General features: G+C 73.4%; 15 protein-coding genes and 1 pseudogene. 8 read left to right on the top strand and 8 right to left on the bottom strand.

Features of this window, described 5'->3' with window-relative positions:
• Positions 1-162: 162 nt before the first annotated feature.
• Positions 163-1146 (bottom strand): DMT family transporter, encoded by a 984-nt coding sequence (locus tag BS72_RS11890; protein ID WP_078901248.1) that lies wholly within the window; start codon positions 1144-1146, stop codon positions 163-165.
• Between the two features lie 81 nt (positions 1147-1227).
• Between BS72_RS11890 and BS72_RS11895 the strand changes: the two genes are divergently transcribed.
• Entirely contained in the window at positions 1228-2133 is a 906-nt protein-coding gene (locus BS72_RS11895) for a LysR family transcriptional regulator (protein WP_037909237.1), read from the top strand.
• Positions 2134-2367: 234 nt separating this feature from the next.
• Here the strand turns inward: BS72_RS11895 and BS72_RS11900 are convergent, their stop codons facing one another.
• Positions 2368-3405, bottom strand: coding sequence for an alcohol dehydrogenase catalytic domain-containing protein (locus BS72_RS11900; RefSeq protein ID WP_037909239.1), 1038 nt, complete (start codon positions 3403-3405; stop codon positions 2368-2370).
• 341 nt (positions 3406-3746) lie between these two features.
• Between BS72_RS11900 and BS72_RS11905 the strand changes: the two genes are divergently transcribed.
• The 5 genes from BS72_RS11905 (at position 3747) to BS72_RS11925 (ending at position 11591) form a co-directional block, all read left to right on the top strand.
• Positions 3747-4898 carry a PP2C family protein-serine/threonine phosphatase gene (locus tag BS72_RS11905; protein WP_232792342.1) on the top strand — a complete coding sequence of 384 codons (1152 nt, stop codon included), beginning with the start codon at positions 3747-3749 and terminating at the stop codon, positions 4896-4898.
• A gap of 689 nt (positions 4899-5587) precedes the next feature.
• A complete protein-coding gene (gene wrbA / locus BS72_RS11910) occupies positions 5588-6190 on the top strand; it encodes an NAD(P)H:quinone oxidoreductase (RefSeq protein WP_037909241.1) in 603 nt (200 codons plus the stop codon).
• Positions 6191-7073: 883 nt separating this feature from the next.
• A complete protein-coding gene (locus tag BS72_RS11915) occupies positions 7074-8594 on the top strand; it encodes an MFS transporter (RefSeq protein WP_051950959.1) in 1521 nt (506 codons plus the stop codon).
• A gap of 393 nt (positions 8595-8987) precedes the next feature.
• Positions 8988-10460, top strand: coding sequence for a GH1 family beta-glucosidase (locus tag BS72_RS11920; protein ID WP_078901250.1), 1473 nt, complete (start codon positions 8988-8990; stop codon positions 10458-10460).
• 378 nt (positions 10461-10838) lie between these two features.
• Complete coding sequence (locus BS72_RS11925; protein ID WP_037909247.1) at positions 10839-11591, top strand: class I SAM-dependent methyltransferase; 753 nt, start codon at positions 10839-10841, stop codon at positions 11589-11591.
• A 101-nt stretch (positions 11592-11692) separates the two neighbouring features.
• Here the strand turns inward: BS72_RS11925 and BS72_RS39185 are convergent, their stop codons facing one another.
• The 6 genes and pseudogenes from BS72_RS39185 to BS72_RS11955 all read right to left on the bottom strand — a co-directional run bounded on the left by BS72_RS39185 (position 11693) and on the right by BS72_RS11955 (position 21521).
• Positions 11693-12958, bottom strand: coding sequence for a hypothetical protein (locus BS72_RS39185; protein WP_037909249.1), 1266 nt, complete (start codon positions 12956-12958; stop codon positions 11693-11695).
• Between the two features lie 218 nt (positions 12959-13176).
• The gene (locus BS72_RS11935; RefSeq protein ID WP_037909251.1) at positions 13177-14673 is read right to left on the bottom strand and encodes an IMP dehydrogenase; all 1497 of its coding nucleotides are present in this window, start codon (positions 14671-14673) and stop codon (positions 13177-13179) included.
• Positions 14674-15000: 327 nt separating this feature from the next.
• Positions 15001-18155: pseudogene (locus tag BS72_RS11940) on the bottom strand (alpha-mannosidase).
• A gap of 152 nt (positions 18156-18307) precedes the next feature.
• A complete protein-coding gene (locus BS72_RS11945) occupies positions 18308-19204 on the bottom strand; it encodes a carbohydrate ABC transporter permease (protein WP_078901251.1) in 897 nt (298 codons plus the stop codon).
• Positions 19204-20034 (bottom strand): carbohydrate ABC transporter permease, encoded by an 831-nt coding sequence (locus BS72_RS11950; RefSeq protein WP_107498764.1) that lies wholly within the window; start codon positions 20032-20034, stop codon positions 19204-19206. Before BS72_RS11950 ends, BS72_RS11945 begins: the two co-directional genes overlap by 1 nt.
• Before the next feature lie 104 nt (positions 20035-20138).
• Positions 20139-21521, bottom strand: a complete 1383-nt coding sequence (locus BS72_RS11955) for an extracellular solute-binding protein (protein WP_037909255.1) — start codon at positions 21519-21521, stop codon at positions 20139-20141.
• Between the two features lie 396 nt (positions 21522-21917).
• Between BS72_RS11955 and BS72_RS11960 the strand changes: the two genes are divergently transcribed.
• Entirely contained in the window at positions 21918-23153 is a 1236-nt protein-coding gene (locus tag BS72_RS11960; protein WP_037909257.1) for an ROK family transcriptional regulator, read from the top strand.
• Positions 23154-23378: 225 nt separating this feature from the next.
• Positions 23379-23954, top strand: coding sequence for a sugar O-acetyltransferase (locus BS72_RS11965; protein ID WP_037909259.1), 576 nt, complete (start codon positions 23379-23381; stop codon positions 23952-23954).
• The last annotated feature ends 80 nt before the right edge of the window (positions 23955-24034 follow it).

A 24034-nucleotide genomic window follows, 5' to 3' on the forward strand; every position in this document is an offset into this window, starting at 1 on the left:
CTCTCCGCTGACCGGCGTCCCGCTGGGCTGCCTTCGGGTTGTCCGGGTCGTTCTGTCCGCCCGGCCGGAGCCCGTTCCCACGGCTCCGGCGGGGCGGAACCCGACCTGGCAGGAGCTCGGCCGCAAGCCTCCGACGTCCTCCCCGCGCCGCCCGGCCGGTGCCTACCCTCGGGCGGGAAGGGTGTGTTCGGCGGGGTCCGCTCCCAGGCCGGCTCCCGTGTCGACGCCCTGGGGAGCGGTGTCCGCGCCGGACGCTGACGGAGTCCGCGGTGCCGTCCGGTGGGTGCGTTCGACGGTCTGGCCCCAGGAGGTTCCGGCGATCATGAGCACGGCGCCGAGAGCGGCCCAGAGGGTGAGCCGTTCGCCGCCGACGCTGATCCCGACGGCGACGGCCCAGATCGGTTCGGTGCCCAGCAGCAGGCTGGCCCGGCTGGCTGAAGTGCCCTGCACGGCCCAGGTCTGGGCGAGGAAGGCGAACACGCTGCAGAACAGGGCGAGATAGATCAGCTCGGCCCAGGTGGCGGCACCGCGGTGGACCAGGCCGGGCAGGCGGGTGACGGCGAGCGGCAGGAACAGCGCCGAGCCGACGAGGGTCTGTGCGGTCGTCAGGTGCAGCGGGTCCATGGGGCGGCCCGCGGTGAGCCGTCCGACGAGAGCGACATGCCCGGCCCGGACGACCGCGGCGGCGAGCACCAGCACGTCTCCCAGCCGTGGTGCGTGCAGCCCGGTGCTGGAAGCGAGCAGGCCGACGGCCACGACGCAGAGCCCGGCGGCCAGGAAGAACGTCCACGGCAGCCGGCGGCTGCCGGTGCGGTCCAGAAGCGGTGTCAGCACGATGGTCAGACTGATGATCAGCCCGGCGTTCGCGGCGCTGGTGTGCGCCACCCCGTAGGTCTCCACGACGAGCACGGCCGCCTGGGTGACTCCCAGCAGCGAGCCGACCCGGACCTCCGCGCGGGCCCAGCGGCGCCGCCGCCTGCGGGAAGCGAGCAGGGCTCCGCACGCGAGCGCGGAGATCGCATACCGGGCGAACAGGACCACCAGGACCGGGAGCGCTTCGGTGGCCGTCTTGGCCGCGAGGTAGCTGGAACCCCAGACCAGTGCGACCAGGAGAAGTACCGCGTCGGTGCGGCGGGCAACATGCATGCGCCCACGCTGCCCCACCACTACCGTGAAGACCACAACCAACCTCTCAACCTGAGGTGTAGCAGCCCTACACTGTCAGGGGTGGACGAACGGCAGCTGCGCATCCTGCGCGAACTGGGAGACCTGGGCAGCGTCACCGCGGTCGCCGAGGCACTGCACGTGACGCCGTCCGCGATCTCCCAGCAACTGCGGCTGCTGCAGCGCGCGATCCCCGTCCCCCTCACCGAACGCGCCGGACGCCGCGTGGTACTGACCGACGCCGGGCAGGCCCTGGCCGCGGCGGCCGTCAAGGTCGAGACCGCCCTGGCCCAGGCCCGGCACACGATCACCGACTTCGCCGAGCAACCCGACGGCGACGTGTCCGTGGCCGCGTTCCACAGCGCGGCGTCCGCGTTCTTCCCGTTGCTGCTGCGCGGCCGAGTCGTTCCCGGCCGACCCCGCCTGGCGCTCGCGGACGAGGACGTCGCCCAGGACCGCTTCCCGGCGCTCACCCGGACTTACGATCTCGTGCTCGCCCACCGCCTCGACCACGCTCCGCCGTGGCCGCGCAGCGTGACGGCCACGACGCTGCTGCGCGAGCCCCTCGACGTGGCCCTGCCGGCCGGCCATGAGCTGGCGTCCAAGCCGCAGCTCACACCGCGGGACGTGGCGGACCAGCCGTGGATCACGGTGCACGACGGCTTCCCGCTGATGTCCACCATCGAGGCCATCGCGAGCGTCGCCAACCGCCGACTCGAAATCGTCCACCGCATCAACGAGTTCGCTGTGGTCGCCGAGGCCGTCGCCGCCGGCGGCGGCCTCGCGCTGATGCCCCGTTGGACCGCCCGACCACACCCCGACGTCGTCCTCAGGCCGCTCGGCGGAGTGCACGCTCGACGCGACATCGACGTCCTCCACCGGCCGGAGCGCACCGCCCGAAAGGCCGTCCGAACGGTCCTTGACGAGTTGCGCCGCGCCGCCGCACAGATCCAGGGCCCCGGCCGCTGAGCCACCCGCCACCGGTATCGGTGTGCCCATGCCGAGGAAGAGCCGGCAGCGACCGGACGGCCTCCGCCCGTCCGGTCGGATCGGCCGCACCCGCCGGTGCGCACGGTGCGGGAACGGAGACCGGCGGAGAACAGGGCCGTCGGTCCACGCCCGTCCTCGACGATCGGCTTCTCCGCCCCGGCCCATCGCCCAGGCGGTCCGGGCCTGGGCGGACGAGGCCCGGAACGCGGCGGATCAGCCCGGGGTGATCACCGTGATGCCCGTCGGCGAGCCCTGGCTCAGCGCGGCCAGCGCCCGCGGCGCCTCGTCCAGGGTGATGGAGCCGCCGAGCAGCAGATCGGGCCGGAGCGAGCCGGCGGCCACCTGCCGCAGCATCTCGGGGTAGGCGTGCGCCGCCATGCCGTGGCTGCCCAGGAGTTCGAGCTCCAGCGCCAGCACCCGTCCCATCGGGACCTCCACCGCGCCCTCGGCCAGCAGCCCCACCTGCACGTGCCGTCCCCGGGCCCGCAGCCCGAGCACCGAGGCCGCGCACGTCGCCGCCGAGCCGAGCGCGTCCAGCGACAGGTGCGCGCCCCCGGAGGTCGCCGCCCGCACCGCCTCCGCCGTCTCCGGCGCCGAGCCGCCCGGCGCCAGGCACACCGCGGCGCCCAGCGTCCCGGCCAGCCGCAGCGCGCCGGGCGACGGGTCGACGGCCACCACCCGCGCCCCGCAGGACGCCGCGACGGCCACCGCCGAGAGCCCGACACCGCCGCAGCCGTGCACGGCCACCCACTCGCCCGGCCGGGCCCTGCCCCGCGCCGCCACCGCCCGGTAGGCGGTGGCGAACCGGCAGCCCAGCGCCGCCGCCACGGAGTACGGCAGCTCCTCGGGCAGCGCGACGAGGTTCACGTCCGCCCGGTGCACGACCACGTACTCGGCGAACGATCCCCAGTGGGTGAAGCCCGGCTGCTCCTGCCGTTCACACACCTGCTGGTCGCCGCGGGCGCAGGCCGGGCAGTCGCCGCAGGCGCACACGAAGGGCGCCGTCACCCGCTCCCCGCCCCGCCACCGCCGGACGTCCGCGCCCACCGCCACGACCTCGCCGGCGAACTCGTGGCCCGGAACGTGCGGCAACGCGATCCCGTCGTCGTGGCCCATCCAGCCGTGCCAGTCGCTGCGGCACAGCCCGGTGGCCGCCACCCGCACCACCGCGCCGCCCGGCGGCGGCGCCGGGTCCGGCACCTCGCGCACCTCCGGCAGCACTCCGAACTCCCCGAACCACACGGCCCGCACCGCCCACCGTCCTCCGCATCCGACCAGCACACCCGGCGCGGCGGCACGTCCGGTGCCGCCGCGCCGCCAGCATCGCAGGCGGCCCCACCGCCCCCGTCGGCGGCACCCCGCCCACCGCCGTGCGGCGGGGTGCCCCAGCCCGGCCCCGTCGAGCGCGGGGGACACGGCCCCCTCGGCGTGGACGGTACCCCGCGCGACCCCGCCGGGGCCGGGCCGGACAGCGCCTCGCGCCCCTCCTGACCTGGGAGTTCACCCGCCCACAGCGCTCCTCGCACACCTGCGTGTGACGATATCCACAGCACGCCGACAAGACGGTCGAACGTGGCTATACCCTCATCTTCGTGACGACTAATCAGCGACGGCGCCGCTCAGGCCCCCCCGATCGCCGGCGCGGCCTCGTGAACTGGTCGCCGGTGCTGCTGGCCTGCCTGATCGGCGCCCTGGCGCTCGCCACGCCACGCCAGTTCGCCATCAGCCGGCTGCTCGCCGCCGCCCCGGCACTGGCCGCGTCGATGTGGTCGGTCGCCGCCACCGTGCTGCTCGGCCTGGCCACCCTCGCCGCCGTGGTCTGCGTCCAGTTGGCCTTCCACATGCCCGCCACCGCCACCGCCTTCGCCGCGGCGGCGCTCGCCGCCGTCACCGCCGCGGCGGGGTACGCCGCCCACGTCCGGCTGCACCGCGAGCACACCCTCTCCCAGGTGAGATCCGTCGCGGAGGCCGCCCAGGCGGTGGTGCTGCGGCCGGTGCCGCCGCGCCTGGGCCCGGTCGGCATCGAGACGCTCTACCTCGCGGCGGCCGAGGAGGCGCGGATCGGCGGCGACTTCTACGAGGCCGTCAACACCCCGCACGGGGTACGGGTCCTCATCGGGGACGTGCGCGGCAAGGGGCTGTCCGCGGTGGGTGTGGCCAGCGCCGTCACCAACTGCTTCCGCGAGGCCGCCTACGACGAACCCGACCTGACCCGTCTCGCCCGCCGCCTCGACACCAGCATGGTCCGCTACACCGCCACCATGGCCCCCTCCGCCCTGCCGGACGCGGGGGAGGGGTTTGCCACCGCCGTCCTGGCCCAGATCCGCCCGGGCGTCGGCGGCCTGGACCTGGTGAACTGCGGCCACCCCCCGCCGCTGCTGATGCGCCGGGACGGCGTGGTGGCGCTGGAGCCGGCCGCCGCGTCGCCGCCGCTGAACATGGCCGCGCTCATCGGCGGGGAGTACACCGTGGACACCGTGCCGTTCGTCCTCGGCGACCGGCTCCTGCTCTACACCGACGGCGTCACCGAGACCCGCGACGCCGCCGGGGTGTTCTTCCCACTGGAGCAGTGGGTGGACCGCCAGGACGGCGTCTCCGACCGGAAGCTGCTGGAGCTGCTGCACGAGCGACTCCTGGTCTACAGCGGCGGCGCGCTCGACGACGACATCGCCGCGCTCGTCGTCCACTACGACGCGCCCGCCACCGCGGTGCCCGCCACCCCGACCAGTGCCAGCCGCCCCTGAGCCGGCGCCATCAACGACACCCGCCCAGGCCGACGCCTTCCGCTGGGAGTCGGGCGTCGGGCCTCCGGCGCACGGGTCCGCTTCCGCCCCGTCCCTCCCCGTGCCGCCGCCACCCCCCGTTCCCCACCCGACGGCCCGTGTCCGCCGACCCCCCGCCGGACCCCCTGGGCCCGACGCGGGCGCCCCGCCGCGCCCGTCGGACGGCGACGCCCCGTGACACCGGACCCCGGCGCGTGCGCGCGACCACTGCGGCCCTGCCGGGACGCGAGAGAGGCGCCCGCCGCCATGGCCGCACCCCGCCACGTCCCCGACCTGCTGCCGGACGCCGTCCTCTCCACCCGAACGACCCGCGGAGCTCCGCCGACTCCGCCGACTCCGCTTACTCCGCCGACTCCGACGGCGACGGCCACGGGATCGGCGACCTGCCCGACCTGGCCGTGCGTGCGTCCCGCGCCGGCCGTGCACGGTGCGCGGCTCGGCGCCGCGGGGCCGCCATCGGCCCCCGCCCCGCGGCGGCTACGCGCGGCCGTCCCCGTCCCGGATCATCCCCGCGTCGCCACAGGTGGCGGCTCCGTCCGTCCGTCCGGGTGAACGCGGACGGCGGCCTCGGACGGTCGCCCGCCCGTGCCCGGCTGGCGCGGCGACAGTAGGTGCGCCCATCAACGTCGAACGGCGGGAGTCAGCGCACCATGGCAGTCCGAGTTGCCGTCATCTACTACAGCGCCACCGGAAACGTCCACCAGCTGGCACAGGCAGTCGCCAAGGGCGCCCAGAGCCGGGGTGCCGAAGTGCGCCTGCGCCGAGCCGCGGAACTGGCGCCCGACACGGCGATCGACTCCAACCCCGCATGGCGCGCCCACGTCGACGCGACGAAGAACTCCGTCGAGGAGGCCACGCTGGAGGACCTGGAGTGGGCCAGCGCCTACGCGTTCGGCACCCCGACCCGCTTCGGCAACACCTCCGCCCAGCTGAAGCAGTTCATCGACTCGGCCGGTGGCCAGTGGCAGGCGGGCGTCTTCCACAACAAGCCCGTCACCAGCTTCACCTCGGCGATGAACCGGCACGGCGGTCAGGAGTCGACGCTGCTGTCGATGAACAACGTCTTCTACCACTGGGGCTGCATCATCGTCCCGCCCGGCTACACCGACCCGCTGCTGTTCGCCGCCGGCGGCAACCCTTACGGCACCAGCTGGCCGAGCGGCGGCGGCGAGGGCCCGGACCAGGCGACCCTTGCCGCGGCCGAGTACCAGGGCAGGCACCTCGCGGACATCGCGACCCAGCTGGCGAGCTGACGCGGGGCCGGTCCCGAACGGCGGCCTGATCGGATGCGGCGCGCCGCCGGCCCGTCCGCCCCAAGGACCGGGACGGTGCTCCGGGCACGCCGAAGGACGCCCGATCCCGCCGGCCGCGCACCCCGCGCCGGCCGGCGGCGGCCACCGCCGTTCCACGGGACACGTGCGCCCGGCCGCGGTCTGACGGCACGACCGTTCCGCCGGCGCCTCGCCGGGCGACACGGACCGCGTGGCCGGGAACCCGCGCGGCCGGGAACCCGTGCGGCCGCCTGCCGCCTGCCGCCTGCCGCCTGCCGCCTGCCGCCCAGCCCCCGCCGCTCCAGCCGCTCCCGCCGTGCCCGCCGCGTCCGTGCTGTCCGGTGCCGCCGCCTCGGGCAAGACCGTCCCCGGTCCCCGGCCCCGTCCACCTGGCCCCGTCCACCCGGTCCCCGTCCACCCGACCCCCGCACCGGGCTCCGTGAGGACCCCGGCAGCCGGCCCCTGCCATCGCCCCCCTCCTCGACACTCCGGGCCCGCCCGCCGGGCTCGCACAACGACATGAACCTCCGCACCGGCTGAACGGCCGTCAAACGTCTGCCCCGCCGTTCGCCTGTTCGGCGTACCACCCGGCCGGTCGTACCACGGGACGGCGCGGCCAGGTGGTACGCATGACCGGGCCCGGTCCGGCACGCACGCGTCCGAGCCGCGTCACGGCGACCGCCGGCCGGCGCACCACCGAAACGGGGGCGGCCGCCGCCCGGCACCCGCCGTCCGGCCGCCGTGCCCCGGCACGGCCGGGCCCGGAACAGGTGCCCGCCCCGAGCACCCCCGTCCGGCCGCGACCGTCTCCACCCGCCTGATCAGCCCGAACCACCCGAAACCGCCCAACGGAAGGACCGCAGCCGTGGGCTCAGCGCAGACCGCACACTCCCCCGCCGCACAGGAGGGGCAGGGCCCCGACCGCCGGTGGCCGGCCCTGGCGGTGTGCCTGATCGCGAGCTTCATGACGCTGCTGGACGTGAGCATCGTCAATGTCGCGCTGCCCTCCATCCGCACGGGTCTCGGCGCCTCGCAGAGCGGCCTGCAGTGGGTGCTCTCCGGCTACGCGCTGACGTTCGGCCTGGTCCTGGTGCCCTCCGGGCGGCTCGGTGACGTCCGCGGCCGGCGGACGGTCTTCATGACCGGGCTGCTGCTGTTCACCGCCGCCAGCGCCCTGGCCGGGGCGGCCCAGAACGAGGGGTGGCTGGTCGGCGCCCGGCTGGTCCAGGGCATGGCGGGCGGCGTGCTGGTGCCGCAGGTGTCCGGGTTCATCCAGCAGATGTTCCGCGGCGCCGAGCGCGGCCGCGCCTTCGGGATGCTCGGCGCCACCGTGGGCGTGTCCACCGCCGTCGGCCCGCTCCTCGGCGGGCTGCTGATCCAGGCGTTCGGCACCCACGAGGGCTGGCGCTGGGTCTTCTACGTCAACCTGCCGATCGGACTGGCGACGCTGCCGCTGGCCCACCGGCTGCTGCCCGGCCCGCCCCACCGCGAGGGCGACCGGCCCCGGCGCAGCGACCTCGACCCGCTGGGCGTGCTGCTGCTGGGGGCCGGCACGGTCGTCCTGCTGCTGCCGTTCGTCCAGGAGGCCCAGTGGCACGGCCCCGAGAAGTGGCTGCTGATCCCGCTGGCGCTGCTGATCCTGGCCGGTTTCGTCGCGTGGGAGCGCCACTACCGGACCCGGCACGACCCGCTGGTGGACCTCACGCTGTTCCGGCAGCGGTCCTACGGGCTGGGCACGCTGCTGTCACTGCTGTACTTCGCCGGCTTCACCGCGGTCTTCTTCATCCTGACGCTCTACCTGCAGAACGGGATGGGCTACACCGCCCTGGAGGCGGGGCTGTCGATCATGCCGTTCGCGGTGGGCTCGGGGGCCGCCGCGGCGGTCGGCGGCCGGGTGGTCATCCGGATCGGCCGTCCGCTGGTCGTCGCGGGGCTGTGCATGGTGATCATCGGCCTGCTCGGCGCGGCGCTGGCCGTCCACCTGGACAGCACCCGCTCCATCGGGTTCCTGACGGCCGCGCCGCTGCTGTTCGCCGGGCTCGGCAGCGGTCTGGTGATCTCCCCGAACCAGACGCTGACGCTGAGCGAGGTGCCGGTGGTCCGCGCCGGTAGCGCGGGCGGGGTGCTCCAGACCGCGCAGCGCATCGGGTCGGCCGCCGGAATCGCCGCGGTCGGCTCCGTCTTCTTCACCAAGGTCGGCACGGGCAACAGCGACTGGGCGGGCGGCTTCGAACTCGGCGTCCTCACCGCGACCGGGCTGGCGGCGCTCGCCCTCGTCGTGGCCCTCACCGACGTCCTCACCGGTCCGCCCAACGCCCCCCAGAGCCGGGACGAAACCCAGGGCCAAGGCCACCCGCAGGGCGACGGTGATCCCGCCCGCGCCTGACGGGTCCCCCCGCCTCCGTCGTACGGAATCGCCCGGGGGCCGGACCGGCCCGAGGTGAACGGCAGCCCCGGAGGCGGGATGCGTCGGGCCTGCCCGCGAGCGGTCACCGAGCGCCGTCGGCGCGCCCGCGCGAACGGTGTCCGCCGGGCTTCCGGGCCCCTACCGCGCACCCGTCGGCCGAGGGGCTGACGACCACCGGTCTTGACTTGGAGTAGTGGTTTGGAGATGCTCACTTGTGGGAGCGCTCCCATTCATCGCCGCACCGGCCCCCGCCGATGCGGCCCCATGGGCGTGCTCCCGCGGGCACACCCCTGGTTTCCGCCGAGCACTGCCCGTCGTTGTACCTGCTGTTCGAGTTTGCCGTTGCTGTCTGCTGTTTGGGAGCGCTCCCGTATGAGTATCGCTGATGCTGCTGATGTGTCAGGCCCTTCCGAGGCTGTCGGAACAGGGGTGACCGCGGTGTCCGACGCGCCGGGCGGAGCGTTCCCCGCGGGGTTCGCGTTCGGCGCCTCGACCGCGGCCTACCAGATCGAGGGCTCGGTCGACGTCGGCGGGCGCACCCCGTCGATCTGGGACACCTTCAGCCACACTCCGGGCAAGGTCGCCAACGGCGACACCGGCGACGTCGCCGTCGACCACTACAGCCGGTTCCGCGACGACGTGCGGCTGATGGCGGACCTCGGCCTGACCGGCTACCGCTTCTCGCTGTCCTGGCCGCGCGTCCAGCCCGGCGGCAGCGGCCCGCTGAACCAGACCGGCCTGGACTTCTACCGGGCGCTGGTCGACGAGCTGCTGGAGCACGGCATCACCCCGGCCGTCACGCTGTACCACTGGGACCTGCCGCAGGAGCTGGAGGACGCGGGCGGCTGGCCGAACCGCGACACCGCCTACCGCTTCGCCGAGTACGCCGCCGGCGCCGCGGAGGCGCTCGGGGACCGCGTCTCCACCTGGATCACCCTCAACGAGCCGTGGTGCAGCGCCTACCTCGGCTACGGCTCGGGCGTGCACGCCCCCGGCCGTACCGACGACGCCGACGCGCTGAAGGCCGCCCACCACCTCAACCTCGGCCACGGCCTGGCGGTCGGCGCCATGCGCTCGGTCCTGCCGTCCGACGCCAAGCTGGCGGTCTCGCTCAACCTGCACGCGGTGCGCGCCCTCACCGACCACCCGGACGACCTGGACGCCGCGCGCCGGATCGAGGCCGTCGGCAACCGCGTCTTCACCGGACCGATCTTCAAGGGCGCCTACCCCCAGGACCTGCTGGCGGACACCGGCCACATCGTCGACTGGGACGCCCTGGTCCACGACGGGGACCTGGCCGAGATCTCCCGCCCGATCGACCTGCTGGGCCTCAACTACTACAACCCCACGCTGGTCTCCGCGGTCTCCAACAACCACCCCGTCGACCGCCACGAACTGCACGGCAAGGGCGCGCACTCGCCGTGGCCGGGCGCCGAAGGGGTCGCCTTCCACCAGGCGCCGGGCGAGGTCACCGCGATGGACTGGCCGGTGGACCCGTCCGGCCTGTACGACAGCCTGACCGGCCTGTACAAGGAGTTCGGCGTCCCGCTGATCGTCTCGGAGAACGGCGCGGCCTACGAGGACACCGTCGACGCGGACGGTGTCGTCGACGACCCGGAGCGGATCGCCTACGTCCGCGGGCACCTCGGGGCGGTCAGCGACTCCATCGCGGCCGGCGCGGACGTCCGCGGCTATTACCTGTGGTCGCTGATGGACAACTTCGAGTGGGCCTACGGCTACGAGAAGCGGTTCGGCGCCGTGCGCGTGGACTACGAGACGCAGGCCCGCACTCCGAAGGCCAGTGCCCGCTGGTACGCCGAGTTCATCCGTACCCACCGCCGCTGACCCCGACCGCCGGCCGGCCGCCTCGCCGCTCCCATCGATCCCGGTGCTCCCCCGCCGGGTCCGTACGGGGAGCGGGCGCGGCGGGCGGGCGGCCCCACGGACGCCAGGCCCTCCCCGACGTCGGCAGACGTCGGGGAGGGCCTGGCGCCGCTCCGGGCTCCGGAACCGGGTCCGACTCCGCTACGAACCCGCCCGCTCCACGTCCCTCCCGCCCACGGCGTGTCCGCCGCCGCCCGCCAACCATGGACGGTTCCACCCGCCCACCGGCCGCAAGCGGACCCGGCCGGGCCCGATCTGACCTGATAGGGCCCGACCTGACCTGACCCGGCCCCCGCAAACCGTTGGACAACGTCCGGGCCGGGGGTCAGCGTGGACGGCATGCAGCAGGAGCAGATCTGGAACGCCGACGTCGCCCAGAGCTACGACACACCCGGTACCGGCCAGTTCGCGCCCGAGGTCCTGGGGCCGACCGTGGACCGGCTCGCCCGGCTCGCGGGGGAGGGGAGCGCACTCGAGTTCGCCATCGGGACCGGCCGGGTGGCCGTCCCGCTGGCCGAACGCGGCGTCCGCGTCACCGGTGTCGAGCTGTCGCTCCCGATGGTGGAGCGCCTGCGCGCCAAGGTGGACGAGGCGACGATCCCCGTGCTCATCGGCGACATGGCGACCACCCGGGCACCGGGGACGTACACCCTCGTGTACCTCGTCTACAACACGATCTCCAACCTGCTCACCCAGGACGAGCAGGTCCAGTGCTTCCGCAACGCCGCCCGCCACCTCGCGCCCGGTGGCCGGTTCGTGATCGAGCTGTGGGTACCCGAGCTGCGCACGCTCCCCCAGGGCCGGAAGGCCACCGTCTGGCAGTCCGAACCCGGCTACATCGGCCTGGACACCTACGACGTCCTGAGCCAGCACGTGGTGTCGCACCACTTCCACTTCGACGAGTCCGACGACACCGAGCCGGTGCGGCTGTTCCGCAGCCCCCACCGCTACGTCTGGCCGGCCGAGCTCGACCTCATGGCCAGGCTGGCCGGATTCGAGCTGGAGAGCAGGCACGCGGACTGGTCCGGCGGCGAGTTCACCGCCGAGTCGCCCTCGCACGTCTCCGTGTACCGGCTCCCGACGGAGCGGTAGCCCCGGGTGGACCGCCGCCCCGGCCGTCGAGCGGACCGGGGCGGCGGAGTACGGGGCGACGGCGGCCGACCTGTGGCCGACCTGTGGCCGGTCAGTGGACGTCAGTAGTCGATCGACGCGCTGCCGGTGACTCCGGTGGGCTGGAGCGGTTGGAAGCCGCGGGCGAGGAGCTCGGCGGTGACGGTCAGGGTGCCGTGCTCGCCGCCGCCGCCGCCACCACCCCCGCCGCCGCCCCCGCCGTAACCTCCGTGGCCGTAGCCGGAGCCGTAGCCTCCGTGGCTGGAGCCGTGACCGCCGGAGCCGTAGCCCCCGCCGCTGCCGCCTCCGTCACCGTCGCCGTCTCCGTCCCCGGAACCGGCGGGGAGGGTGACGGTGAACGCCACGGTCAGGGTCCCGCCGGGAGGCAGGCGGTCGGCCAGGGCGTTCGGCAGCTCGGCGACCAGGCGGCCGTCCTGCTCGATGGCCTCGACCGGGGTGCCGTCGATGGTCACGTGGACGTCGGCCGGGTCGGCGCCGCCGGCGTCGATCGTCAGCCGGGCGCCGGGGTCGAGGAAGTCCGGCCCGTCGGCAGGGCTGTGGAAGACGGCCGTGCCGTCGAAGCGGGTCCCGTCCGCGCCCGCGGACTCCTCGCGCAGGCTCACCCGCGCGGTCGCCGTTCCGTCCACGGCGAAGTCGTACGTGGTGCCGTCCACCGTCAGGTTGTCCACGTAGGTGTCCAGCGAGGCGGTCGTGTCGCCGAGGCTGCCGACGTTGCCGATCAGGCCGATCACACCGCTCTGGTCGCCCTGGCACGCGGCCGCGAAGTCGCTCAGCGGCGCGTCGCCGCCCGCGGCCACACCGCCGACCGCGCGCGAGGTCCGCCAGACACCGGACGGGCCCGACACCCAGTGCTGCCACACGTCCGGAACGACGCCCTGCCGGCCCTGGGCGTCCACCGCGAGCTGGGGCTGGAAGCTCAACGTGGTGAAGGCGCCGTCGCAGAACATCGGCAGCTGGAGGTTGGGCCCGGTGTCCGTCACGGTGGAGTGGGCGCTGTCCACGTACGAGTCGTACGAGATCTCGGACTCCAGGACGGTGCTCAGCTGCACGGCCGCGCTGTAGTAGTGCGCGGCCTGCGACTGCTGCCCGGGCCCGATGGCCAGGTGCAGGCTGCCGTTCCAGTTGACCGGGTCGGCGAACGGCGACACTTCCTCGACGCCGGGCGGCCGGGTGGAGGCGGGGTCGTCCTGGAGCCGGATCCAGGCGCGGCCGGGGCCGAGGTCGGCCGCGGTCACGCGCTGGGTGGCGGCCTGCGCCGAGGGCGCCAGGCAGAGCACGGACGTGCCCGCGGCCAGCGCGGCGGACACGCACGCGGTCAGTCTGTTCATGCGCACGGGAAACTCCCATCGGGGGTGGCCGAGCAGGTGTGCGGAGCCGGCCGAGTTCAGTTCGCCATACTCTGACCGGAATCGTCCCGTAGCTCCCGTCAACGGCACCCTTGCACCGCTCTGTCTCACCCGATGGGCCCAGCGTCGAAGGACACGCGCGGGCCGACCGGGACCGGGCGCCGGGGCCCGGTCCCTGCCGTTCGGCGCAGGGGAGGCGGTCAGGACGCCGTGGTCGGGCTGTCCCGCAAGGTGACGTTGGCGTGGCTCTCCTGGAAGCTCTGGTCCGAGACCAGGGTGAGCCGGGCCGTGGCCTGGAACTCGGGCAGCGTGGCGGAGCCGCAGGAGACCATGGTGTTCCTCAGCTTGGCCATGGTCGTGGCGAGGCCCTCGCTGAGGTCTCCGGCGTAGGGGACGTAGCCGTCGACCCCTTCCTCGAAGACCAGCCCCTGCCCGCCCTGCCCGTAGCGCTGCCAGTTGCGGGCCCGGTTGGAGCCCTCGCCCCAGTACTCCTTCACGAAGCCGTCGCGGGTGGGGAGTTTGGCCCCGGCCGCCTGGTCGAAGCGGGCGAAGTAGCGTCCCATCATGACGAAGTCGGCGCCCATCGCCAGCGCCAGGGCGACGTGGTAGTCGTGGACCAGGCCGCCGTCGGAGCAGATCGGCACGCGGGAGCCGGTGCGCTCGGTGAAGGCGTCCCGGGCCGCGGCGACGTCCAGCACGGCGCTGGCCTGGCCTCGTCCGATGCCCTTCTGGTCGCGGGTGATGCAGATGGAGCCGCCGCCCACACCGACCTTGACGAAGTCCGCCCCGGCCTCGGCCAGGAAGGTGAAGGCCGCACCGTCGACGACGTTCCCGCCGCCGGCCGGAACCTCCGGGTGGTGCTTCTTCACCCAGGCCAGGGCCTGGGCCTGCCAGTCGCTGTATCCGTCGGAGGAGTCGAAGCACAGGACGTCGGCCCCGGCCTCCACCAGTGCGGGAACGCGCTCGCGGTAGTCGTGGGTGTTGACGCCGGCGCCCACGCGCAGGCGCTTGGCGGAGTCCACGAGCTGGTCCGGGAAGCGCTTGTTGTCGGCGTAGTCGGACCGGAAGACCAGGTACCGCAGGCGGCCGTCGGCATCCACCACGGGCAGGCAGTCCAGCCGCTGGTCCCACAACCGCGCGTTGGCCTCGGAGAGCGTGGTGTCGGCCCCGGCGCGCGGCAGCGCCTCGACGGGGGTCATCCGGCCGCTGACCGGCTCGTCCAGTCCGTGGCGCTGGGGATGGAAGTCCCGCGAGGTCACCAGGCCGAGCAGGCGGCCGGTGCCGGTCCCGTCGTGGGTGACCGCCGCGGTGCTGTGGCCGGTGCGGCGCATCACGTCCACCAGGTGGCGCAGGCTGTCGTCGGGGGCGACGTTGGTGTCGCTGACGACGAACCCGGCCTTGAAGTTCTTCACCTCGCGTACGGCCGCGGCCTGGTCCTCGATCGGCTGGTTGTGGTGCAGGAAGCTCAGCCCGCCGGCGCGCGCCAGGGCGATCGCGAGCGCGGGTGTGCTGACGGCCTGCATGATCGCCGAGGTGAACGGGGAGGTGAGTTCGATCGCCGGGGTCTCGCCGACGCGGTGGCGTACCAGCGGAGTGCGGAGATCGACGGCGGCCGGCGTGCAGCCGGCGCGGGTGCGGTTCGGCAGGAGCAGGAACTCGTTGAACGTCCGTGAGACCTCGGCGATGATCTGTGCCACTCTTCCTCCTGGGCCGTCGACCGGGGCCCGACCGCCCGGCCGTGAAGACCGCCCCCCGTGGCCGAACGTCCGGGACCGGGTGAGGAGGCGCCGCGGTGGCGCGCCACCGTGCCTGCGGAGCCGAGGACCCGCGGAGGAACCCGCCGGGGCCGTCGACGGCACGTCGATCCAGGGGGTGCGACCGTGGCTCAGCACCCTACTGATCGCCCTGCCCGCCGCACGAATCCGCGCCGGTGGACACGCGCGTGCCGCCCGGAGCGGTGACGGCCACGGTGTGCTCCCCGGGGCCGGCGGCGCGTCGGCCGCCCGCCCCGGGGGCACCCCGCGCTACCGCCCCGCCGGGGACAGCCGCAGGGTGAGGATCTGGAACGGCCGCAGGGTCAGGGCCACCCCGCCGTCACCGGTGTCGACCGCGGCGCCGTCCTGGTCCTCGGCGTCGGTCCACGGGCGCTCCAGAAGGTCGGTCACGGTGGCCGAGGCGAACGGGAAGGACGCGCTGAGCGTGGCGCGGGTCCGGCGGCCGTGTGCCTCGTACAGCCGGACGACCACGTCGCCCGTGCGGTCGTCGGCGAGCTTCACCGCGGAGACCACCACACCCTCCTGGTCGACGGCGACCAGCGGCTCCACCGGAGCCGAGCCGGCCACCGAGCGCTCCGGCAGGTTCATCCGGTAGCCCTCGCGGACGGCGTCGCCGATCCGCGCCCCCACCACCAGCCCGTACCGCAGCCGGTGCCGGCCCTGGTCCTGCTGGGGGTCGGGGAAGCGGGCCGCGCGCAGCAGGGACACCCGCGCCGTCGTCGTGGTGCCGCCGTCGGGGCGGATGTGGCGGGTGATGTCGTGGCCGTAGCTGGAGTCGTTGACCAGCGCCGCACCCCAGCCGGGCTCGCCGAGGTGGAGGAAGCGGTGCGCGCACACCTCGAACTTCGCCGCGTCCCAGCTGGTGTTGGCGTGCGTGGGCCGCTCGACGTAGCCGAACGGGATCTCCGCGGAGGAGTGGGCGGCCCGCACGTCCAGCGGGAACGCCGCCTTCAGCAGCTTCTCCCGCTCGTGCCAGTCGATCACCGTGTCGATGTCCACCTGCCGCCGCCCCTCGCGCAGCGACAGGACCTGCTCCACCCGGGAGGCGCCGAAGGTGCGCACCACGCGGACGCCGTGCCCGTCCTCGGTCTCGACCGCGGCCACGGAGTCGGCGGCGTCCAGGTCGCGCACGGTGTGGCGGTAGAAGGCGTCGAGGTCCCAGGCGTCCCAGCGGTTGGGGAAGTCCTGGTGGAGCTGGAGCAGGTTCCCCGCCGTGCCCGGCGCCAGCGCCTCCCGCCCGGCGCCGATGTCGTACGCCGAGACCAGCAGCCCCCGGCGGTCCACGGTGAACCGCACCACGCCGTTGTCCAGTACGAAGCCGCCGTCCACCGGCTCCGGAACCACCGTCCCGGCCCCTTCGGCCCCGGCCCGGAGCACCGCGCCGAACGCCGGGACGCCGTCCCTGGCGTGCGGTGCCGCGTTGAACACCAGCCGGGTCCCGGCTTCGGCGCCCGCCCGGGTGCCGCCGTCGGCTCCGGCACCGGCCAGCGACCGCTGCGCGTCGCCCACCAGCTCCAGCAGCTCCCGCGTCACCTCGGCGTGGGTCTGCTCCGCCTCCCGGTGCACCCACGCGATCGACGTACCCGGCAGGATGTCGTGGAACTGGTGCAGCAGCACCGTCTTCCACAGCCGGTCCAGCGCCTCGTACGGGTACGCCGCCCCGGCCCGCAGCGCCGCCGTCGCCGACCACAACTCGGCCTCGACCAGCAGGTGTTCGTTGCGCCGGTTGCCCTGCTTGGTGAGGTGCTGGCTGGTCAGGGTGCCGCGGTGGAACTCCAGGTACAGCTCGCCCACCCAGACCGGCGCCTGCGGGTAGTCCGCCAGCGCCTTCGGGAAGAACTCCGCCGGCCCCTCGATGTCCACCCGCGGCGAGCCCTCCAGGCTGGCCAGCCGCTCCGCCCGGGCCAGCATCTCCCGGGTCGGGCCGCCGCCGCCGTCCCCGTAGCCGAACGGCACCAGGGAGCGGTGGGTGTGCGCCTTGTCCCGGAAGTTCCGCTCGGCGTGCGCCACCTCGGCGCCGGTCAGCGCGCTGTTGTAGGTGTCGACCGGCGGGAAGTGGCTGAAGATCCGGGTGCCGTCCACGCCCTCCCACCAGAACGAGTGGTGCGGGAAGGAGTTCGTGGTGTTCCAGGAGATCTTCTGGGTCATGAACCAGCGCACCCGGGCGAGTTTCATCAGCTGCGGCAGCGCCGCGTTGTAGCCGAAGGTGTCCGGCAGCCACATGTCCTCGGTCTCGACCCCGAACTCGTCGAGGTAGAACCGCTTGCCGTGGACGAACTGCCGCACCAGCGACTCGCCGCCGGTGATGTTGGTGTCCGGCTCCACCCACAGGCTGCCGGTCGGCACGAACTGCCCGGTCCGCGCCTTCTCCTGGGCCCGCGCGTACACGTCGGGGCGGTGCTCCTTGAGCCACGCCAACTGCTGCGCCTGGCTCATCACGAAGCGGAAGCCGGGGTGCGTGTCCATCAGCTCCGTGACGTTGGAGACGGTGCGGGCGACCTTGCGCACCGTCTCGCGCAGCGGCCACAGCCAGGCGGAGTCGATGTGCGCGTGGCCGATCGCGGAGATCCGGTGCGCCCCGGCGGAGGCCGGCGCGGCCAGGGCCGGCGCGAGGGCCTTGCGGGCCCCGGCCGCGGTGCCGCTGATGTCCTGGAGGTCCACCAGGTCCAGGGCGTCCTCGACCGCGCGCAGGATCTGCCAGCGCCGGGTGGACTGCTCGGGAAGCTCCCGCACCAGCTCGCCGAGCACGTCGAGGTCCTGGACGAGCTCGAAGACCTCCGCGTCGAACACCGCGAGGTCCAGCCGCCGCAGCCGGTACAGCGGATCGCCGGCCGGTACGGCGCCGTCGTCCTGCCCGTTCCCCGCGTCCTCCCGTCGCCGGCGCCGTCCGGGAGCCAGCCCGCCCGGTCGCCCGCGGCGGTCACCGCGAAGGTGTGCTGCTCCGGGCCGGTGCGCATCACCAGCGGGTTCGCCGCGGCCTCGACGTAGAAGACCACCTCCTCGCCGCCGTGGGCCGAGGCGGCGACCGGGAGGTGGGTGTTGCGCGGGTTGAGCGCCTTCACCGCGGTGCCGTCGGGCCGGTACGCCAGGCCCTCCGCGGAGAACCCGGGCTCGATGGTGCTGAACCCGAGGTCCACCACCGCCTCCACCGGCAGGCCCGCCCACTCCCGCGGCACCCGCCCGGTGAGCCGGAACCAGCTGGTGGTCCACGCCGGCCCCCACCGGTCGCCGACCCGCGCCGGCTCGTAGGCCGCGGCCAGCCCGGTCTCCACCGGCACGGGTTCGCCGGCCACGTGCCAGACCTCGACGGTGAGCGGCACCGCGCGGGCGTGCACCGCGGGACGCAGCCGCTGGTCCAGGACGCGTTCGAGCCGTTCCTGTGTGCTTGCCGGATCGCTGTGCATGGAAGGTGGCCTCCCTCTCGTTGAACTCTCGTTGGGTGTGCCGGGACACCGGCCGCCGTGCTCGGCCGAGGACGAGGCCGAGGCTGATGACGGGGCCGGGTGATCGGGTTGCCGGCGGACGGCGCGGGGACGCCGTGAAGGCGTCCCCGGGGTCAGCCCTTGAGCGCGCCGCCCAGGGCGAAGCCGCGGCCCAGCCGGCGGGCCAGCAGCAGGTAGAGCATCACCACGGGGAGCGAGTACAGGATCGAGAACGCCGACAGCTGCCCGTACTGGGTCTCGCCGTGCGCGCTGAGGAAGGTGAACACGCTCACCGACGCCGGCAGCTTCTCCGGCGACAGCAGCAGGATGAACGGCACGAAGAAGTTCCCCCACATGCTGATGAAGGTGAAGATCGTCACCACGGTCACGCCCGGCCACATCAGCGGCAGGACGATCCGCCACAGCACCTGCATGGTGTTGGCGCCGTCGATCCGGGCCGCCTCCTCCAGCACCACCGGAACGCCGTCCATGAAGTTCTTCATCAGCCAGATCCCGAACGGCAGCGCCGAGGCGGCCAGGAAGAGCGTCGCCGCGGGCATCGAGTCGATCAGGTCGACCTGGACGAACATGCTGTAGACCGGGATCATCACCGCGGTGATCGGCAGGCCGGTGGAGAAGAGGATCGTGTAGAGGAACGGCCGCCGCAGCCGCGAGCGGAACCGCGACAGCGGGTACGCGGCCAGGATCGCGCAGACCACGCACAGCAGGGTGCCGCCCCCGCACAGCAGCAGGCCGTTGAGCATCGGCCGGTAGGTGGTGTCGTAGTTGAGCGCGTGGCGGAAGTTCTCGGTGGTCGGGTGCGGCACGGAGAGCGTGAAGTCGGCGTGCGCGTTGACCGAGGCGAGCAGCATCCACGCCAGCGGCACCAGGTAGAGCACGGAGAAGAGCAGCAGCAGCGTGTTGACGCCGGTCCGCGCCGCACGGGCCCGCCCGCGCCGCGACCAGCCCGGCCGCGAGGCCGACGGAAGCGGCCGGGGCCGCTCCAGCCGCGGGCTCTCGGTGACGGCCATCAGTCCTCCTCCACGTTCAGCAGCCGGATGTAGACCACGGAGAACAGCGCGCCCACGACCAGCAGCACCAGAGCGACGGCCGTTCCGTAGCCGATCAGGCTGTCGTTGAACGCCTCCTGGTACATGAAGATCGGCAGCGTCTCGCTCTTCCTGCCCGGACCGCCCTGGGTCATCGTGTAGATCAGCCCGAAGACGGACAGCGTCTGCAGGGTGATCAGCATCAGGTTGGTCAGGATCGACCTGCGGATCAGCGGCAGCGTCACCCGCCACAGCCGCTGCCACGGCCCGGCGCCGTCCATCTCGGCGGCCTCCACCAGCTCCTGCGGCACGTCGCCGAGCGCGGCGGAGAACACGAGCATCGAGAAGGCCGTCCCGCGCCAGACGTTGGCGAGGCACACCGCGAGGATCGGCAGCGTGTACAGCCAGTCCTGCTGCGGCAGGTGCAGGAAGTGCAGGATCGCGTTGAGCGAGCCCCGCTGGTAGAAGAACGCGTACATCAGGTAGCCGGCCACCACCTCCGGCAGCACCCACGCCGCGATGACCACCCCGCTGGTGATCGAGCGGACCGGCTTGGACGCCTTCTCCATGAGCACCGCCAGCGCCAGGCCCACGGTGTTCTGCCCGATCACCGCCGAACCGACCACGAACAGCAGGGTCAACTCGACCGCGTTGAGGAAGTCGGAGTCGCCGAAGGCGCGGGTGAAGTTCCGGAATCCGACGAAGTGAGTGCCGACGGCTCCGGTCAGCTGCATGTCGGTGAAGGCGTAGTAGACGCAGTACCCGATCGGGCCGGCCAGGAAGACCAGCAGCAGCACCAGCGAGGGCAGCATCGGCAGCCCGCGCAGCAGGCCCGGCAGGAAGGTGGCCCGCCGCGCGGGGGCCGCCGCGCCGCCGTCCTTCCGCCGGCCGGCGGAAGGCGCGGTGGCGGCGGCGCTCACTGCGCGTCCTGCGTGGTCTTGTCCGCGCCCACAACGGACTTGACATCGTTGTCGTACGTGCTGGCCGCCTTGTCGACCGACGCCTGGCCGGTGGTCACCGATTCCATGGCCTTCTGGATGGCGGAGGAGACCTGGGTGTAGGCGGGCAGGCCCGGCCGGTAGAAGGTGTCCGCGACGAGGGAGTTGAAGAACGCGTTGGTGGGCAGCGCCTGGAGGTACTTGGGGTCGGCGGCCACGTCCGAGCGGACGGCGATGGTCGCGTTGACCATGTTCCACTTCGCCGAGGCCGACTCGGTCTCCAGCGACTCGACGAACTTCCAGGCCAGGCTCGGGTTCTTGGCCTTGGCCGGGATCGACCAGGCCCAGCCGCCGGACATGCTGACCTTCCCCTTGCCCTGGCCGTTCTGCGTGGGCATCGCGGCCTCACCCATCGTGTTCTGCCACTGCGACCACGGCTTCTGGCCGGTGCTGATCCAGCTGTTGGGCATCCACGAGCCGTCGACGTCGATCGCGAGCTTGCCCTCGGGGATCAGCTGCGTGTTGAGCTCGGTGTTGAAGTTGGCGCTCAGCGCGTCCTGCGCCTTCGGCGCCAGGCCCTGGTGGTAGATGGTCTGTACGAAGTTGAGGGCGTCCTTGAACCCGCTGCTGCCCACCACCCACTTCTGCTGGGTGCTGTCGTAGAGCGAGTTGCCGGCCGCCGGGGTACCGTACAGCAGCATCTCGAAGCCCTGCATGGACGACTGCTCACCGCCGGCGGTGCCGGTGTAGAGGTTCATCGGGGTCACGCCCGGCAGCTTCGACTTGATGGTGCGCGCGGCCGACAGGATGTCGGCCCACGTCTTGGGCTGCCACGGCACCGGTAGGCCCGCCTGCTGGAAGAGCGCCTTGTTGTACCAGATCCCGCGCGTGTCGGTGTTGTCCGGAACTCCGTAGGTCTTGCCGTCCGCGGCGTACTTCATCGCCGCCTTCGCCGCCGACGCGTACCTGGACCAGTCGCTCCACGTGGAGAGGTAGGAGTCCAGCGGCTTCAGGTAGCCGCTGGCCACGTCGGAGTTGATGGTGGCGGTGTCCTCGTAGACAAGGTCTGGCGCGGTCGCCGGCGAGCGCATCATCAGCTGGATCTTCGTGTAGTAGTCGTTCTCGCTGGCCGTGACCGGCACGAGCTTCACCGTGGTGCCGGGGTTGGCCTGCTCGAACTGCTTGACCTCGGCGGCGAGGTAGTCCGGCTGGACGGTGTTGCTGCTGTTGAGCTGCTTCTGGTACACGACCTTGATCGTCTTGCCGGAGCTGCCGGAGCCGGAACCGCAGCCCGAAAGGGTCGTCGCCAGCACGGTGGCGACGACGGCGATGCCGGTCGCGACGGGGAGTCTCGTACGCACGCTAATCCTCCGGAGGTTGCCCGATCGGGCCCGCAAGCGGCTGCGGGACACGCCGAGAGGCGGGGCCTCCCGCACGGGAAACCCCTGTACAGCCAGGGCTACGGCGCCCGGCATGTCGGCGAAACTAAATCCATTGGATGGAGCAAGTCAACGGATGTGACATGTAAACTTCCCCTGCGCAAACGGCAGTTGGGGAGTGCGTCGGAGGCGTCAGCAGGAGTTCCGGGGGTGCGCCAGCAGCGGTGGAGCGCGGTGCCCGGCCGAGGGAGCCGGCCGGTCAGGTGCCCCGGGTGCCCACCGGTGGCGTCCGTACGCGGCCGCGGCGGAGTCGGGCCCGTATCCGCGCGGCCGAACCCGACGACCGGCCGGGCGGGCCCGGAAAGGAGACGTGACGCGGTGACGCAGGGTGGTACGAACCTGCCCCGGGTGGGGGGCTACAACCAGGCGGTCGTGCTGGACGCGATCCGCACGGCGGGCCAGGTCAGCCGGGTCGAGCTGGCGCCGCTGACCGGGCTCACCAGCCAGACCGTCTCGAACGTGGTGCGGCGGCTGCTGACGGCCGGCCTGATCACGGAGTCCGGGCACGCCCCCTCGAACGGCGGCAAGCGCCGGACGCTGCTGTCGCCGCGGGCCGACGGGGCGTACGCGGTCGGTGTCCAACTCGACCCGGACGCCGCGGTGATCGTCGTGGTGGACCTGGCCGGCACCGTCCTCGGCACCCGGCGGGTCAGGCTCACCGAACCGGGCGATCCGGCCGCCGTGGTGGAGAAGGTCGCGGCCGCCGCCCGGCGGCTGACCGCCAAGGTCCAGGTGGACCCGGCCAGGCTGCTGGGCACCGGCATCGCCACCCCCGGACCGATCGACGGACCCGCGGGCGAGGTCGTGCTGCCGCCCAACTTCCCCGGCTGGGGCCGCGTCCCGCTGCTGGAGATGTTCCGCGCCGCGACGGGCATGCCGGTCGCCATGGACAACGACGCCACCGTCGCCGCGATCGGGGAGCGGTGGATCGGCGGCCGCGAACGGGCCGGCAGCTTCCTGTTCATCTACCTGGGCACCGGCATCGGCGCCGGGATCGTACTGAACAACACCGTCCTGCACGGCGACTCCAGCAACGCCGGGGAGTTCGCCCACATGGCCGTCGCGCCCGGCGGACGGGAGTGCCACTGCGGCGGTACGACCTGCCTGGGCCCCTACGTCTCCCCGGCCGCCGTGGTGGCCGACCTGGTGGAGCGGTACGGCCGCCCCGCCGCCGTCCGGCTCGGCCTGGAGGGCACGCCCGCCGCCGTGCACACGGACTGGCAGCGGCTGAGCAGGGCCGCCCGCCGGGGCGACGCGGTGGCCGAGGGAGTGGTGCGGGAGGCCGGCGCCCGCATCGGCCAGGCCGCGCGGGGCGCGGTGGCGCTGCTGGACGTCAGCCGGGTGGTGCTGGGCGGCGAGGCGGTGCGCGGCATCGAGGAGCTGATGTGCGAGGAGATCGAGTCGGCGGTCAACGCCACGGCGGTCGCCCGGGCCATCCGGCCCATCGCGGTGGAGAAGAGCGTGATCGGCGACGCGGTGGGCGCGGTCGGGGCGGCCTCGCTGATCCTGCACGGCGCCTATGCGCCGGGCTGGCGGATGCTCACCGAGCGCTGAACGGGAGAACGGGAGCCCGCTCCCGGGCGGCTCGCAGCCCGGCCGCTGGGGGCGGCCGACCCGTCCCGGCCGCTCAAGTCACCGGGGGGCAGCCCACGCGGCGCGGCGCCGCGCCGCGTCCGAAGCCGCACCGCTGACGGGTCCACCCCGGAGGGATGACCCCGGAGGGACGAGCGTTCGATGACGGGGCGATCTCGCCGGCCGCCAAACAACGAGGGGAAGCGCATGGACGCAAGTGAGCGCATCGCACGTGGTCTGCTCTACACCGAGAGCGACGCGGTGCCCATGAGCGGGCGGCGCCGCGCCGACCTGCTGCACGAGTACAACCTGACCGCACCGTCCGAGACCGGACGGCGGGCCGAACTGCTCGGCCGGATACTGGGTTCGGTCGGGAAGGGGGCGTCCATAGAGACCGGGTTCAACGCCTCCTACGGCAGCAACACCCACATCGGGGACGACTTCTTCGGCAACTTCAACCTCTCCATCGTCGACGACGTCGAGGTGAGGATCGGCGACGGCGTCATGGTCGCCCCGAACGTCACCATCACCACGACCGGCCACCCGGTCCACCCCGACCTGCGGTACGACCACAACCGGTTCTCCGAACCCGTCACGATCGGGGACAAGGTGTGGATCGGCAGCAACGTCGTCGTCCTGCCCGGCGTGACGATCGGGCACGGGTCGGTGATCGGGGCGGGAAGCGTCGTCACCCGCGACATCCCGCCGATGGTCGTCGCCTTCGGATCACCGTGCCGGGTCGTCCGGCCGATCACCGACGACGATCTGACGCGGCGTCGGTAAGCGCCGTCCGGACCGCTGTCCGGTCGTCCGGTCGTCCGCTCGTCCGGTCGTTCGCGAGCTTCGGAACGCCGTACGGAGGC

Source organism: Actinacidiphila yeochonensis CN732 (genome assembly GCF_000745345.1).
Lineage (GTDB): Bacteria > Actinomycetota > Actinomycetes > Streptomycetales > Streptomycetaceae > Actinacidiphila > Actinacidiphila yeochonensis.